A 15,162-nucleotide genomic window follows, 5' to 3' on the forward strand; every position below is an offset into this window, starting at 1 on the left:
TGCCGCCCGCGCCGCCGCTGCCCGCGCCGCCCGCACCTGCTCCGCCGCCGCCCGCGCCGCCCACGCTCGCGCCGCTGCTCGCGGAGCCGTTTCCCGCGCCCGCCGAGCCCCCGTCGCCTTCGTGCGGGCTTTCGCCCCCATCGGCCCCGCCGATGACGCCCGTGCAGGCGCCGAGCGCGAGAATGGAGCAGAGCGCGAGGGAAGTCGTCACGAAAGCCAAGCGACCTTGCATGACGCCGATCCTACGTTGGATACGGCGCGCGCCTCCACAGAGAAATGGCGCGATTCCCGTGCCTCATGGGCGATGTCGGTTTGCCTCCGGCGCATTTTTCCGGCAACGGGAGCGCGCCCGGGGGGCACCACGCGGCGGCAAGCCGCGTGCATGGCGGGGAGATCTGTCCCATGCGAGCGCGGCTCCCGACCTCGACCGTGCACCGGCTGATCAGCTCCCCGCTCGGGGCCCTGCTCGATACGCCCGCGTACGAACGATTCAAGCTGGAACGTTTGCCATTCGAGCTGCGCCTGCTGCGCCTCGGCGCCATGGCCTCGGCCCTCGGCTCGTGCGACGCGGACGAATTGATCGCGCGGCTCGGTGTGAAAAGCGAGGTCTCGGCGCCGATGCGGCGTCGCCTCGCCCGAGGGCTTTCGCAATTCGCGCGGGCGCGCGCGGCGCGGGACGACATCACGCGCCGCTGGGAGCGCGCCGTCTGGGGCGAACCATGGCCGGCGCCCGGGCGCGAGGAGCTCATCCGGCTGGAAACCGAGCGGCGCGCGCGCGCGCGGCGGTGCCTCGAACCCCGGCGGACGCTCGGGTTTTTCGCGGCCAAGGTCCCTTTTGATCCGATCGCCTTCCACGTCCCGTCGCCGGGCGAAGTCGCGGCGCGGTGGGCGCGGGAGATCGCGCGCCCGGAGCTCTTGTATGGTTTGCCCGCGGAGCTGCCCTCGATCGAGCGCTCCCGCTCGCTCCCGGGTCCTGCCGGCGCCGAATACATGATTCGATTTCGTTCGCCCTCGTGCATCGGCGACGTCGTCCACGCCCGCGTCTTCGAGCCGGAGCGGCGCGAGGAGATCACCGCGACGTTCATTTACGCAGGCGGGCTCTTCACGGCATGCGACGAGGCCGTGTACTGGCCGGAGGAGGAGGCCATGGGGCGAGGCCTCGCCGCGCGGGGGCATCGCGTGATCCTGCTCGCGCCTCCCTGGCATGGAAGGCGCGCGCCGGCAGGAAAAGCGAGCGGCGAGGCGATCCTCTCGGCGGGGCCCGAGGGGCTCTTTCGTTTGTGTGCGGCCGGTGCCCAGGAAATGGCGGTGCTCATTGCGTGGGCGCGCGAGCTCGGCTCGTCCGTGGTCGGCATCGGCGGCACGAGCGTCGGGGCGCTCGTGGCTCAGGCCGTTTGTGGCCGCGCGCGGAGCTTTCCCCGCGGGATGCGCCCGGACGCCGTCTTCCTCGCCGGCGCGGCCCTCCGGCTCGACGAGGCGATCCTCGACGCGCCCCTCGCCGAACGAATGGGTCTGTCCCGGGCGATCCTGGAGGCCGGCTGGACCCGCGAGGCCCTCTCCTGCCTGCGAGATGTCTTCGATCCCCCGAGCGAGCCCGGCATTCCGCCGGAGCGCATTCACGCCGTGCTCGGGCTCTCGGACCCGTTTCTCCCGGCCACGCTCGGGCGCGAGCTTTTGCGCGCGTGGCACGTGCCCGAGGGGAACATAACATTGCGACCCGGGGGCCAGGTCGGTTTGCTCCTCCACCTCGTTCGGGATTCGGATGCGTGCCTCACCATCGCGGGCGCGCTTCGCCGCGCGGCGCAGGCCGTTCGCGCGTGACGTCGGGCTGCGAAGGTGTATCCTCCGCGCCGCTCATGTCGAACTGGTCGACCTTCACCCTGCCCTTCGAAGGCCTGGAGCTGCCGCGATTCCTCCTGACACTGGAGCAGTCGCTCGCCGCGTTCCCCGGCGCCCGTGTCACGTTCGTCGAGCTCGACGCCGCCGACGATCCCGACGAACCCCTCTGCGGCATCGAGATCGCGCTCTCGCGCCCGCTCGTCGAGCGCCACCGCGCACCCGAAGATCCCGAATTGCCAGAAGGCGAGGACGCACCCAGCGCCGAGATCACGCTCTCCGCGGAAGGCGAAGAGACGACGCTCGCCGTGGACCTCGAGCGAAACGCCTACGTGATGCCAGTGCTCGTCAAGATCGTCGAGGACGTCCTGCGCCGCCTCGAGGTGATCGAGGAGGACGAAAGCGAGGACGAGGAGGACGAGGAGGACGACGAGGACGAGGAATTCGACGAAGACGAGGAAGAGGAGCTCGACGAGGAGGAAGACGAGGACGAGCTCGACGAGGAAGAGGACGAAGAAGCCGAGGACGAGGCGGACGAAGACGAAAGCGAGGACGAGGTCGGAGAGGCCTTCGAATCGCTGCGCGTCGTCGCCGCGCGTACGTTCGGGGCCGTGGAGGGGAACGAGACGTCCTTTTCGTTGACGGTCTCCTGGGAGGAGCCGCCGCGAAAGAAGGGCGTGCGCGTGCGTGCATTCGAACCCGCGTTCGCAGCGGGCGAGGGCACGGGCGCGTCGTGGGTGGCGCTCGAATGCGAGGTTTGCCCGCTCTCCGCGCTCGCGCCGGCCGAGGCGGTCGGCATCAATACGGCCGCCGATTTCCAGATGTCGCTCGACGGCGAGACGTATCTCCTCACGACCAGTTATCCCGTGCGCGCGCTCGACGCGTCGCTCTTCCTGGAGATCACGCTCGCGCTCGCCGAGCAGGCGGACATCCTCGGTCTGGCCATCGAAGAAGGCAAGCTCGCCCGTTCCTGAGAGAAAACCATGCCCCGTCCGTTTTGCTTCACGCTGCCCTACGCTCGGTTCTCCCCGGCCCACGCACTCGCGAGCCTGGAAGAGGCCATGGCCACATTCCCGGACGCGCGCATCGCGCGGGCCGTCGTCGACATGGAGCAAGAAGCCCCGCAGGGGCTCGACGTCGACATCGAGCTCGGCCCGTCGCTCCTGCCCGAATCCGCCGGCGAGGCGCCGCGCACCGGGACACTCTCCGTGCGATTCGACGGCCAGATGGTGTCGCTCGTCATCGACCCACGAGATTCGAGCGTGGTGTTGCCCGCAATCTTCGCGATCGCCGAGACGATGCTGACGAGCGTGCGCGATCTCGCCGCGGTGGCCGCGGGCGAGGACGCCGAGGAAGAGGAAGACGCCGAATCCGACGCAGATCCGTGGAGCAAGCCCGCGTCCTTCGACGATCTCGCGCGGCGCGCGCGTCACCTGTTCTCGCTGGACGGGCGCGGCGAGACAGCGTTTGGCGTGACGATCGCCTGGCAAAAGCCAGTGGGACGAACGCAAGGCCTGCTCGCGCACGCACACACGCCGCGCTTCGAGGAGGAAAACGGGGGCGAGGGGACGTGGGTGACGCTGGAGAGCCCGGTTTGTCCCAAGAATCGTCTGACGCCCGAGGAGGCGCTGCGCCGGAGCCGCTCGCTCGACGTGGGCGCGCTGTGCGAGCGCGCCGAGCATTACACGATCGTCGCGCGGTATCCGCTGCGCGTGCTGGATCGTGCGCGCTTCGTGGCGATCGCGATGGCCATCGCCGAGCAGGCGGATCGCCTGGAGGCAATGCTGACGGGCGGGAAGGACGAGTTTTGAGCGCCGTTTCGCTGGGGCTTTGCCCCAGACCCCAGCAGGGGCTGTCCGCCCCTGCACCCGGACCAGCGCCCGCGCTGGACTGAGGGTCGATGAACTGCGCAATGCGCAGTTCATCGAACAGCCGGGTCAAGACCAGCGGGCGACCCTGCCAACCGAGACGGTAGCGCGGCTGGTGCAGCCGGCAGCGCGGTTCCACCGGCCTGTGGGAAGAACTGCGCGGAGCGCAGTTCTTCCCCAAAGGGTCCAGGGCTGGCCCTGCAAAGAGGGGGGCGGACAGCTTTAAAACTTTTCCCCGCATCGACTGCGCTTCGCGCAGTCGATGCCCAGAGGTCCAGGGCTGGCCCTGGTTCGGGTCGAGGGGCGAAGAGCCCCCGCGGGGCCCGGGGCAGCGCCCCGGCGCGGCGGCTCCTGATGAGACTCAGCCCATCGACTCGAGCACGAGCGCGATGCCCTGCCCGCCGCCGATGCACATCGTGACGATGCCGTAGCGCTTCTTCGTCCGGCGCAGCGCGTAGGCGCACGTGAGCGTGAGGATTGCGCCTGTCGCGCCGAGCGGGTGGCCGAGTGCGATGGCGTTGCCCATCGGGTTCACGCGCTCCGGGTCGATGTCCATTTTTTCGAAATCGCGGACGCAGGCGAGCGCTTGGGGGGCGAAGGCCTCGTTGATTTCGACGATGTCGACGTCCTTGCCCGTGATGCCGGCCTTTGCGAGCGCCTTCTTCACGGCGGGGACGGGGCCCCAGCCCATGATTTGCGGGTCGCATGCGGCCACGCCCATCCCTGCGATGCGCGCGAGTGGGCGTGCGTCGTGACGCTCGGCGTCCGACTCCTTGCTGATGATCATGGCGGCTGCGCCGTCGACGACTGCGCTCGCGTTGCCGGCCGTGATGATGCCGCCCGGCTCGAATGCAGCCGGCAGGCGCGCCATCTTCGCGGGGCTCGGGTCTTCGAGGATGTGCGTGTCGTATTTGAGGACCGTCGGGGCGCCGCCGTCGTCTGCGGGCAAGGAGACCGGCTCGATCTCCTCGTCGAAATGGCCCGCGTCGCGCGCTGCTTTTGCGTTCTTGTGCGAACGATAGGCGAAGGCGTCGGCCTCCTCGCGCTTGACGCCGTAACGACGGCCGAGCTCCTCGGCCGTGTTTGCCATGGCCATCTTCGCGCTCGGGTCGTAGAGGCTCATGAGGAGCATGTCCTGCAGGTGCGTGCCCGCGGGCAGGGCCTTTGCCTCGATGGGGCCGTATTTCTGGGTCGCTGCGCCGACCTTCTTGCCGCGGTAATCGTAGAGGCTGAAGGGGTATTGCATGCTCTCGGCGCCGCCGACCACGGTGAAGGGGCGCTCTTCGTCATTGCGCAGGCCCGCGAGGAGGATCTCCGCGCCGACGCAGATCGCCTCGGCGCCGCTGCCGCAGATGCGCGCCACGGTGAGGGCGGGGACGTCCTTGCCGAGGCCGCCGCGCCATCGCATGCCCTGCGCGCCGTAAATCGAGTCCCGGTGGCTGTGCTGGGCCATGCCCATCACGACGTGGCCCACGAGGCTGGGGTCGAGCTTCGTGTGCCCGAGCGTCGCCTTGATGGCCATGCCGCCGAGCTGGGTCGTGGAGAAATGCGAGAAGAGGCCCGGGGCCTTGTTGTCCACGAGGATGTCGGCGCGCGGGGTGCGACGCCCGCCGTCGAGGATGACGATGCTGGTCTCCTTGCTCATCGAACGCTCCGATCTCATTCGTGGAGGAACGCCGCCGGTACGCGCGGGCCGTTCTGGATGAAGTTCTTCATGCCGATGTCGAGGTCGACCGTCTCCTTGCATTGCCCGAAGCCCTTCGCCTCGAGCGCGAGGCCCTCGGCGAGCGGCAAGGCATTGCCGCGGCGGACGACGGAGACCAGGATCGCGTCGATGGCTCGCGAGTGATGGCCGAGGTCCGTGGCGGGGAGTTTGTCCGGGACCGCGATCGGGGCCGAATCGACGGGCGCGAGCTTCACTTCGCCGGCGAGGTGCTTCTTCACGAGGGCCTTCGCCTCGCCGAGGAAATCCTTCATCGGCGCGACCGTGGCCCAGCCCCAGGCGTGCGCCTCCTTGGCGCCGACCGAGCGACCGGTGCGCAGGAGGTCCCACGCGCGCTCGAAGCCGATGAGCCGCGGCAATCGTTGCGTGCCGCCATAACCGGGGATGATGCCGAGGTTCACCTCGGGCTGGCCGAGCACGAGATCCGGGCCGACGACGCGGCCGTGGCACGCCATCGAGATCTCGGCGCCGCCGCCGAGGACGGGGCCATTCAAGGCCGCCACGACGGGCTTCTTCATCGACGCGATCGTGTCGAGCACCGCGTGACCGAAATGGCAGATGCCCTCGCAATCGGCCGGCGTCTTCAGCGAGGCGAGCTCGCCGATGTCCGCGCCCGCGAGCGCGCCGTCCTGGCTCGTGAGGATCACGCCCTTCACCGTGTCGTCGGCGGAGAGCTCCTTCATCGACGATTCGATCTCGGAGAGCGTCTCGCGGTTCAGCGCATTGCGCACCTCGGGCCTGCGCACCGTGACGAGCGCGAGGTCTCCGTCCCGCGTGACCACGACGTTTTTGCGGAAGCGCGGCAGGTTCTTCGCGGCAATGCTCTTCGGGACGTGGAATCCCGGGTGCTCGGCTGCGTACGCCAGGCAAACGGCGTGCACGCGATCGATCCCGTACTCCTCGGCGAGCGAGAGCAGGCCCTTGCGGAAGCCGAGCGACATGCGCGTGAGCCAGTCGAGGTCCGAGGGCGCGCAGATGTTCCCGTCCGCCACGAAATAGGTGCGCGCGAAGAGCACGGCGAGGATGCGATCGAGCACCTTCTTGCCGAGCGCCTCGTCGTACCGGCCGTCGCCGCGGTTCTTCGGGTCGTGCCAGGGGCGGTTGCCCACCTCGCGCAGAATGGCCGGCGGCTCGAACCACGTGCTGCCCGTGGGGGCGTCGCGCATGAGCTCCTGGCAATGGACCGTGAGCAGGTTGCCGCGGGTCAAATCCATCACGTTCAGCGGGCCGCCGCCGCCGATCGCGTCGTTCACAATCGCGTCGACCTGCGCCGCCGTGGCCACGCCCTCGGCCACGATGCGCGCGGCCTCGGAGACGTAATTGCAGAAAATGTCGTCGGCCGCGAAACACGCGACGTCGGCCGTGATGATGGGGACCTTGCCGAGCTTCTCCAGCGTGCGGATCATGCGCTCGCCGAGCGCGTCGTCGCCCGAGAGGACGACCTCGACGGGGAGGGCGCGCCACGCGGGATAGAAGGGGTGGTTCACGAAGCAGCGCTCGGGGTGCTTCGTGTCCTTCGCGATCTCGGCGCGCGGGATGCCGCTCGTGGCGAAGCCGATCAGGCAGTCGGGCCGGACCGTGGCTTCGAGCGCGGCGATGATCTTGCGCTTGATGGGCAGATCCTCGGTCGCGGCTTCGAGCACGTAATCACACGCGGCGAGGTCCGAGAGGGAGAGGGTGGGGACGAGGGCCTCTTTCACGGCGCGTGCGGCGCTCTCGGAGAGCTTGCCGCGCGCGAGGGCCTTCGACACGTAGGTCGCGATGCGAGCCATGCCCGCGTCGAGCGCCTCTTGCTTGATGTCGTGCAAATAAACGCGGCCACCTTCTCTGGCGATGGCGGATACGAAGCCGTACGCCAGATCCGGGCCGATCGATCCCGAGCCGATCACGCCAACGATCATGTCTGAGACCACCTCCGGCGCGTCGGGGCGGCCCGCGGCCGGGTGCCTCCGAAGCAGGGCGGGCCCTTATCACCGGAGGGCCCCGGCGCCAAGGGGCGCCCGTCCAGACCCGAGCGCATCCATCGAGCCTTCGATGGAACAAGGCGAGCGCTCGCCTCGCCGACGTGGGCGAGGCCGCCTCCGCGACGAAACCGGCATGCGCATTGCAATTTCCACCCGGAACGGTCGCGCGGACCGTGGTCTTCGCGCGCGATCGAGCGGTCGCAACCCTTTGCGGAGGAGGCGCGCATCATGGCGAACCCGTTCGTCGATCAGGTTCGGGAGGGCATGGAGGTCCGCACCGTGGACGGGCACAAGCTCGGCAAGGTGGTGTCGGTCCAGGTGGACAATTTCGTCGTGGAGAAGGGGTTCTTCTTTCCGAAAGATTACACGATTTCCTCGAGCTTCATCGAGGATGTCCGGGATGGGACGATCGTGCTCGCGAAGCGCCGGGAGGAGCTCGGCATCGAGGGCAACGTCTTCGAGTCGATCGGGCGCACGCATCAGGAGCCGCTGCACGCTGCGCTCCGGCTGGAAGAAGCCGAGCGGCAGGCGCAGGAGGCCGCCCGTTTGTCCCTGCACGAGGAGCAGGTCGAGGCGACCACGCACACCGAGCAGGTGGGCGAGGTGCGCATTCACAAGGACGTGGTGACGGAGGAGCGGCAGATCACGGTGCCCGTGACGCGCGAGGTGGTGACGGTCGAGCGCATTCCCGTCGCCGCGCGCAGCGGCCACCGCGAGGTCGGCCAGGGGAAGTTATTTCAGGAAGAATCGATCGTCGTGCCGATCCGCGAGGAGGTGGTCGATATCCAGAAGCGGCCCGTCGTGACGGAGGAAATCGTCGTCAAGCGGGCGATCGAGGAGACGGCGGCGCCGGTGAGCACGACGATCCGGCGCGAGGTGGCCGAGGTCGTATCGGAGGGGGATCTGGAGGCGACCGAGACGCCGCTGCGCAAGACGGGGAGTTGAAGGCAAGGCGGCGTCATCTGCGCCGCTCGAGCCATCCCGCGAGGCTGCGGGCGAGGTCCTCGGCCTGCGGAGCGCGCTCGTCCGCGAGATTGAAGAGGCCCGCGGGATCGGCCTCGAGATCGACGAGCACGCTCCGCCGCGCGCGGACGTCGAACGAATAAAACCACGGGTACGCGACGATGCCCATTTCCATGGGGATCGCCGTCTCGGCATATCCCACGTTCTCGAAGAGGATCGGGCGAGAGGGGCCCTCGGCGGGCGCAGGAGACGTCTGCAATGCACGCCCCGGGAGATCGGAGTGGAAGTCGCCCGCGGCGGCGAGGATCGTGGGCGCCACGTCGAGGTGACCAACGGCGGACGCCTCGACCCGCGGTGAGGCCCCGGGGAGACGCGCGACGAAAGGAATGGCGATGTGGAGGGGATGCGCGAGGCCGTGGTGGACGAGGCCGCGCTCGCCGAGCCCTTCGCCGTGATCCGCGAGGACGAGGAGCGTGGTCGAATTCCACCGCGGCGAGGCGCGCAGAGAGGCGACGAGGCGGCCGATCTCGGTATCGACGAGGCGGACGGTCTCGTCGTATCCGGCGGGGATCGGCTTCGCGAGCAGCGCGTGATCGTGCGGCTCCATGAAATGCAGCCAGGTGAAGAGGGGCGCGCGGCGATCGGGGCGTGTGGTGAGGCGAAGGAAGGTGTCCACGAGGTCCTGCGCGGCGAGGGGCGCGCGGGCGGGGCCCTTGTCCTCGATGACCTGGGAAAACCCGAGGGCGACGGAGGGGTAATACGAAACGAGCCGGCCGCCGACGAGGGCCAGGGTCTCGTAGCCGAGGCCGCCGAGGCGACGGGCAAGGGTGTTCGTATCGGGGGCGAGCGGCGCGGCGACGCTGCTGCGGACCGCGAGGTGGACGAGGGCGCGCTCGGGTTTGCCCGTCATGATCTGCGTGACGGCGCCAATCGTGGCCGGGGCGGACGCGTAGGCGTGGCGATAGACGACGCTTTCGGCGGCGAGCGCGGCGAGCGCGGGCATGTGCGTATCGATGACCCCGGCCGGCCCATACAGGCGATCGGCGCGGAGGGTATCGATTGTAATGAGGACGATGTCACCCCGCGGCGCGAGGGGATCGGGCGCGGGCGTGTTCGTCGCCCGGGGCGCCGCGGGCGTGGGCGGCGGGGTCATGACGCGCGTGACCGTTTGCGCGAGGTCGTCGGTGAACGGCTCGGGGCGCAGGCTCGGGAGCTCCCGCAGGAGGGCCGAGGGCAAGGTCCGGCCCATGCGGAGCAGGTGGTAGGCGCGCGCCGAGGTGCCCGTGACGGATATCGCAGCGCCCCAGGCGAGCGCGCCGAGGGAGAGGGCGGCCTGCGCGGGGCGGGGAATGCGGCGGAGGAGCGAGAGGCTGAAAACGCAGGGGAGCGCGAACGAGGCGGCGATGAGCGCGACGTACGTCTGCTGCGAATGCGGCGAACGCAAAAAGGCGAGGATCGCGGCGAGCTCGGCGGCGGCCAAGAGCCCAGGAAGGGCCCAGCGGCGGGGCGCGAGGAAGGAGAGCGCGAGGTCCACGGCGCGCCGCGCGAGGCCAAACGCGAGGGCGAAGGCCGCGGACGCGAGGAGCACGCCCGCCGCGACGAACGCATGCCGCTTGAGCGTGGCCGGCAGCGTGGTCGCGTGGTTCGTCAGGGCTATGATCGTGAAGGACAAACCGCCGACGAGGAGGAGCGCGGCCGTCCGATCGACGCGTCGGGCGCGCGCCTCGGGGGAATCGGGCGCCTCGGGCGCGGGGGCGAGCCTTCGCTGGAGGACGGTCGCGAGGGCGAACGCGGCGCCGCCGAGCAGGCCCGCGCCGAGGTAGACGGCGCCCGCGGCGGCGATCGCGCCTGCGACCTCACGCAAAGGCGCAAGCGGCGTGCGAGAGCGTAGGACGAGCAAGGCCGCGTCGGCGACGGTGGCCCCGAGCCCCCCGAGAGCCCCCGCGGAGAGCGCCGCGAGCAGCGTCCGCAAGGGAGCGTGCGGCGAAGTCACCCCTCGCCGTGGCCGCCCGAGGGCGAACGGGGAGTGACCGGAATACGCACCGTGCCCGGCGACGACGCGCGCGCGCTGAGCGGGCCCCGCAGGCTCGGCGGCGTGCTCGTGCTCGGCGGAATGGCGACGCTCACCGGTTGTGCGCTGCTCGGGCCGCCCTGCTCGGCGCGCCGCTCGATGACCTCGCGCAGCCGCGCCCGCTCGGGGAGGGTGACGACGTCGCCGAGGAAGCTCTCGGCCTCGCGCACCTCGCGGAACGCGCGGCGCTGCGGGTGGAAGGCGTCGCGCAGGATTCGCTGCATCTGGAGCGAGAGCGTCGGGCTCGCGCCGAGGACCAGCGCCGCGCGGAGCAGGCGCGGCTCGTTCCGCATCGTGGTGACGTACGCCTCCACCATGTCGGGCGGGAAGACGTTCGCGTCGCTCATATCGACGTAGACGATGTAGCTCCCGAGGACCGACTGGAGCATCGCGTCGTGATCGCGCCGCCAACCAATGGCTTCGCCCTCACCGACTGGCGACCAGAACCGGACCTCGATCAGCCTGCCGACGTGGCTCTCGATGCTGTACATCGTCCGGAGCAAGCGTAACCGAGTTGCGCTTGTCCCTCAAGGCCGGCGTGCCCGCGGCGCGCGCCGGAGGCCCCTGCGAGGGGGCGCGAGGCGTGGGGCCCGGACGGATCGGGGCGACCCTCCGCGGGGTTGTCCAGGCAATACACTGCGATCAGATGCCGTATTGGCGGAGCTTCTTGTGCAGGCCCTCGCGGGTGATGCCGAGGGTCTTGGCGGCGTTCGTCTTGTTGTTGTTGTGCTCGCGGAGGGCCTCGAGGAGGAGGTATTTCTCCACGACGTCCATCATGTCCTTGAGCGTGCCGCGCGTGACGCCGGCGCGGTTGACGAGGCCCTCGACCTGGCGGATTCGCGGGGAGAGGAGGTCGGGCGTGGCGAACGCGCCGGGATCGAGCTGGATCACGATGCGCTGGACCTCGTTCTGGAGCTCGCGCACGTTGCCGGGCCAGTCGTAGGCCACCATGAGCTCCATCGCCTGCTGGCTGAAGCCGCCCACGTGCTTGCCGAGCTCCTCGGCGTAGCGCTGGAGGAAATGCGAGGCCAGCAGGGGAATGTCCTCGCGGCGCTCGCGGAGCGGCGGGAGGCGCAGCGGGAACTGGCTCAGGCGATAGTAGAGGTCCTCGCGGAAGCGGCCCTTCTTGACCTCCTCTTCGAGGTTCCGGTTCGTCGCGGTCACGATTCGCACGTTGACGTGCTTCGGGCTCGTGGCGCCGACGGGGCGGATCTCGCCCTCCTGCAGCGCGCGCAGGAGCTTCGATTGCAAGGAGAGCGGCGTCTCGGTGATCTCGTCGAGGAAGAGCGTGCCGCCGTCGGCGATCTCGAAGAGGCCCTTCTTGTCCTCGGTCGCGCCCGTGAACGAGCCCTTCTTGTGGCCGAAGAGCTCGCTTTCGAGGAGCGTCTCGGCGAGCGCGGCGCAGTTCTGCGCGACGAAGAGTTTGTCGCGGCGGTTCGAGGTGTAATGGATGCGCGCCGCCATGACCTCCTTGCCCGTGCCGGTCTCGCCTTCGAGCAGGACGGTGACGCGCGTGTTCACGACCTTCTGGATCTGCGCGAGGACGCGCTGCATCGGCTCGCTCTGGCCGATGATGACGACGTCCTTGCCGCCGCGGCGCTTCTCCTCGCGGCCCTTGAGGAAGGTGTTCTCCTTCTGCAGGCGCTCCTCGGCCGAGACGAGGCGCTTGATGAGGCGCGCGTTGGCGACGGCGAGCGAGGCGTTGTACGCGAGGACGCCGAGCAGCTCGACGTCGTGCGCGTGGAGCATGCCGGGCGCGCTGCGGTTGTCGATCTGGAGGACGCCGATGATGTCCTCGCCGCGGAAGAGCGGGACGCCGATGGTGCTGCGGATGGAGGCGCCCATGATGGACTCGGTGCGGCCGACGTCCGTGGGCGCGTCGGCGGCGAGCACGGCGGCGCGCTCCTTGACGACCTTGCGGTAGACGCTGCGCGCGACGGGGACGGGGCCGCGCGGCGGACCGCCCGCGCCGTTCGCGAGGCGCACGCGGGTCATGACGGGCACGTAGGCGGCGGCGCCGGGATCACGGCCGTCTTCGTCGTCGCGCAGGATCACGGTGGCGTGTGTCGCGCTCGGGACGAGGAAGAGCGAGGCGTCGGCGACCTCGATGAGGACCTGGTCGAGATCGCTGCCCGCGCCGATGCGCTTCTGCGCGGCGTAGAGCTTGGAGAGCAGGCCCGGATCGCGCTCGATCGCCGCGGCGGCGGGGACGATCTCCTCGATGGGCTTGAGCTGCACGACGCGGGCTTTGTCGCCGTCGCCTTCGAGGGTGACGCGCAGCGCGGCCACGTTGTCGCCGGAGCCGAGCTCGACGACGTCGCCGGACTCGAGCTCGACGGGCCCGGTCTCGTGCGTCACGCGCCTGCGCTCGTCGCGACGCACGAGGGTCGTGCCGTTCGTCGAGTGCAGATCGTGCAGGGCGGCGCGATCGGCGCCGACGACGATGCGCGCGTGTTCCCCGGAGACGTGCTGGTCTTCGAGCACGACGTCGTTCGACGGAGCGCGCCCGATGCGCACGACCTCCTCGCCGACCTCGAACGTTCGACCCGCAGCGATCCCCTGCGTTACCTCCAGCACGAGCATAAACCGGCGGGATACTACGCCTGGGTCCGCCTTGCGAAAACAAAACCCCGGGGCGCCGGAAGAACAAAACGCTTCGGAAACAAAGCCCCCCTTCGAAAACCAAAACCCCCCTCTCCCGGAGGGAGAGGGGGGCAGGGGGGTGTGGGAGTTCCAGTCTACTGGCCGCGCGCGTTCAAGCGGTAGATGACCGTCTTGAAGGGGTTGACCGCGGCGATCTTGTTGCTGTCCTTCGTCGCCTCGGCCTCGTCGACCATCTTCTGGAGCTGGCCCGCGATGGTCGCGTCGCCCTTCGCCGAGCGGCGATCGATCACCTGCACCGAGATGAACTTCCCGGCCGCGTTCGTGATCTTCGGCAGGAGCTCGACGAGCTTCGGACGCGCGGCGTCGCCGCCGAGCACGCCGACCATGTACGCGCTCTTCATGCCGACGAACTGCTTGTCACCGACGTGCGAGTTCGGATCCGCGAGCTTGCCGTAGTAGCAGTCGAGCTTGTCCCCGCACTCCTTCAGGAGGTCGGTGGCCGTCTTGTATTCCTTCTCGTAGCCCTTGCCGAGCGTGGAAGGCTTGCCGTCGGGGCCGTTGATCTTCGAGTTGAAGAGCTTGTCGACCTCGGGGATCTGGTCGGCCTTCATGAGCTTCATCGCCGTGAGCAGCGTCGCGGCGCGCATCGGCTCGAGATCGGCGTCCTCGCCCTTCGCGTCGAGCGCGTTCTTCACCATCCAGGGCACGAGGCTCGCGTCGAAGAGGTAGCCCATCGTCTCGAGGAGCTGATCACGCGCGCCGACGCCGGGCGGGATCGTCATCGTGATCGAGGTCTTCTCGTAGACGGCCTGCACCGCCTTGAGGCTCGCCTCTCCGCTCGGCAGCTTGAGCAGCTCGCGGGCGATGACGACCTTGCCCGTATCGTCGGCCTTGCCGATCGCGTCGATCATGGGCTGCACGGCCTCCTCGCGGCCGATGCTGCCGAGGATGAGCGCGGCGGGCGCGACGTACGCCGTGTCGGCCTGCTTCGTCGCGGCCTCGGGCACCTTGCCGTCCTCGCCCTTCTGCGAGAGGAGGAACTCCTCCTTCGAGTACTTCACGAGATCCGCGTCGGCGCCCTGGAGGAGCTTCACCGTCGGATCGATCGAGGGCTTGCCGATCTTGATGAGCGCGTAGATCGCCGTGGCCTGCGCGTCCGCCTTCGTCGGCGACAGGACGACCTTGATGAGCGGCTGCACCGCCTTCGCGCTCTTCAGCTGGCCGAGGATCTCGCCGCAGGTGATCTGCCAGTAGAACTGGTCCTTGAGGACGTTGATGTCCTTGCGGTCCGCGATCGGGACCTCGATCTTCTTGATGCAGTCGGCTTCCCACGAGGGCTCGGCGAGCTCGAGCAGCGCGTCGTGCACGTCGCGCGTGATGAGCGAGGCCTTCGGCTTCGAGTGGCGCAGCTTCGAGAACGCCTCGAAGAGCGGGCCCGCCGCTTCCTTCGCCTTCATCGGCCCGACGCCGCGCGCCGCAGCGCGCACGTCTTCTTCCGTGCTGTCGGGCTTGTAGTCCTTGAGCGTCTTGATGAGGCACGGCGCGCCGCGGGGATCACGCGCGTCGGAGAGGAACTTGACGACCTTCGACTGCGTCTTCTCGTCGAGATCGCCGGTCGCGCAGATCTGCGACATCGGCTCGACGATCTTGTCGAGCAGCGGCTTGACGTTCGGACCGTTCCTGTCCTTGTTGTCCTTCGTCATCGCGTCTTCGAAGAACTGGACGAGGCGGCTCACGGCAGGCACGCGCGTGGCCGGATCCGAGAGCTTCTTGACGTGCGTCGCGGGGTCGTTCTCGTCCCCCCCACAGCCAACGACGGCGCTCGTGGCGACGGTCACCCCCGAGGCGACGACGGCCCCCAAGAGGAGCGAACGAAGGGTGGGGTAAAATCGGCGTGCAGTGCGGAACATGTCTTCCTCCGGCGTTCCCTCAGGAGCGGCCTTGGCACGGCGGGCGTGCGGTAGATGGGTCCCAGATGCCCCCCGCATCACGACGACCACGTGCCACTAGCGAGCGGAAACGAATGACAGCGCGATGCCGAAGACCAGCGGGCCGCGTTCCCCGGAAGGCCAAGTCCCCCGGATGACTGAAGAAAGCGGTCCGGCTTGCCTGCGATCTCGGGTCCGCACGCTA

10 protein-coding genes and 1 pseudogene are annotated in these 15,162 nt (G+C 69.3%); 4 read left to right on the forward strand and 7 right to left on the reverse strand.

Going from position 1 to position 15,162, the window contains the following annotated elements; translation table 11 throughout:
* Nucleotides 1-232, reverse strand: a pseudogene (locus tag QHF85_RS16365) (hypothetical protein); the annotation flags it as partial.
* A 170-nt stretch (nt 233-402) separates the two neighbouring features.
* Here QHF85_RS16365 and QHF85_RS16370 point away from each other — a divergent pair.
* Genes QHF85_RS16370 through QHF85_RS16380 form a run of 3 tightly spaced genes read left to right on the forward strand, consistent with a single transcriptional unit; the run spans nt 403 to nt 3,647 of the window.
* Nucleotides 403-1,821, forward strand: coding sequence for a hypothetical protein (locus QHF85_RS16370; RefSeq protein ID WP_281328121.1), 1,419 nt, complete (start codon nt 403-405; stop codon nt 1,819-1,821).
* 35 nt (nt 1,822-1,856) lie between these two features.
* Complete coding sequence (locus QHF85_RS16375; protein ID WP_281328122.1) at nt 1,857-2,810, forward strand: hypothetical protein; 954 nt, start codon at nt 1,857-1,859, stop codon at nt 2,808-2,810.
* A gap of 9 nt (nt 2,811-2,819) precedes the next feature.
* Nucleotides 2,820-3,647 carry a hypothetical protein gene (locus tag QHF85_RS16380; RefSeq protein WP_281328123.1) on the forward strand — a complete coding sequence of 276 codons (828 nt, stop codon included), beginning with the start codon at nt 2,820-2,822 and terminating at the stop codon, nt 3,645-3,647.
* A gap of 418 nt (nt 3,648-4,065) precedes the next feature.
* Here QHF85_RS16380 and QHF85_RS16385 read toward each other — a convergent pair whose 3' ends face one another.
* Together QHF85_RS16385 and QHF85_RS16390 are read right to left on the reverse strand one after the other, a co-directional pair.
* Nucleotides 4,066-5,349: a thiolase family protein gene (locus QHF85_RS16385; RefSeq protein ID WP_281328124.1), complete on the reverse strand. Its 1,284-nt coding sequence runs from the start codon at nt 5,347-5,349 to the stop codon at nt 4,066-4,068.
* Nucleotides 5,350-5,363: 14 nt separating this feature from the next.
* The gene (locus tag QHF85_RS16390) at nt 5,364-7,328 is read right to left on the reverse strand and encodes a 3-hydroxyacyl-CoA dehydrogenase/enoyl-CoA hydratase family protein (RefSeq protein ID WP_281328125.1); all 1,965 of its coding nucleotides are present in this window, start codon (nt 7,326-7,328) and stop codon (nt 5,364-5,366) included.
* A gap of 291 nt (nt 7,329-7,619) precedes the next feature.
* Between QHF85_RS16390 and QHF85_RS16395 the strand changes: the two genes are divergently transcribed.
* On the forward strand, nt 7,620-8,336 hold the full coding sequence (locus tag QHF85_RS16395) for a DUF2382 domain-containing protein (protein WP_281328126.1): 717 nt from the start codon (nt 7,620-7,622) through the stop codon (nt 8,334-8,336).
* Between the two features lie 13 nt (nt 8,337-8,349).
* Here the strand turns inward: QHF85_RS16395 and QHF85_RS16400 are convergent, their stop codons facing one another.
* The 4 genes from QHF85_RS16400 to QHF85_RS16415 all read right to left on the reverse strand — a co-directional run bounded on the left by QHF85_RS16400 (nt 8,350) and on the right by QHF85_RS16415 (nt 14,939).
* On the reverse strand, nt 8,350-10,347 hold the full coding sequence (locus QHF85_RS16400) for a sulfatase (protein WP_281328127.1): 1,998 nt from the start codon (nt 10,345-10,347) through the stop codon (nt 8,350-8,352).
* The gene (locus tag QHF85_RS16405) at nt 10,344-10,916 is read right to left on the reverse strand and encodes a hypothetical protein (RefSeq protein ID WP_281328128.1); all 573 of its coding nucleotides are present in this window, start codon (nt 10,914-10,916) and stop codon (nt 10,344-10,346) included. Before QHF85_RS16405 ends, QHF85_RS16400 begins: the two co-directional genes overlap by 4 nt.
* A 151-nt stretch (nt 10,917-11,067) precedes the next feature.
* A complete protein-coding gene (locus QHF85_RS16410) occupies nt 11,068-13,008 on the reverse strand; it encodes a sigma 54-interacting transcriptional regulator (RefSeq protein ID WP_281328129.1) in 1,941 nt (646 codons plus the stop codon).
* Nucleotides 13,009-13,163: 155 nt separating this feature from the next.
* Nucleotides 13,164-14,939, reverse strand: coding sequence for a hypothetical protein (locus QHF85_RS16415; protein ID WP_281328130.1), 1,776 nt, complete (start codon nt 14,937-14,939; stop codon nt 13,164-13,166).
* Between the last annotated feature and the right edge of the window lie 223 nt (nt 14,940-15,162).

Source organism: Polyangium sp. 6x1, assembly GCF_029946515.1.
GTDB lineage: Bacteria > Myxococcota_A > Polyangia > Polyangiales > Polyangiaceae > Polyangium.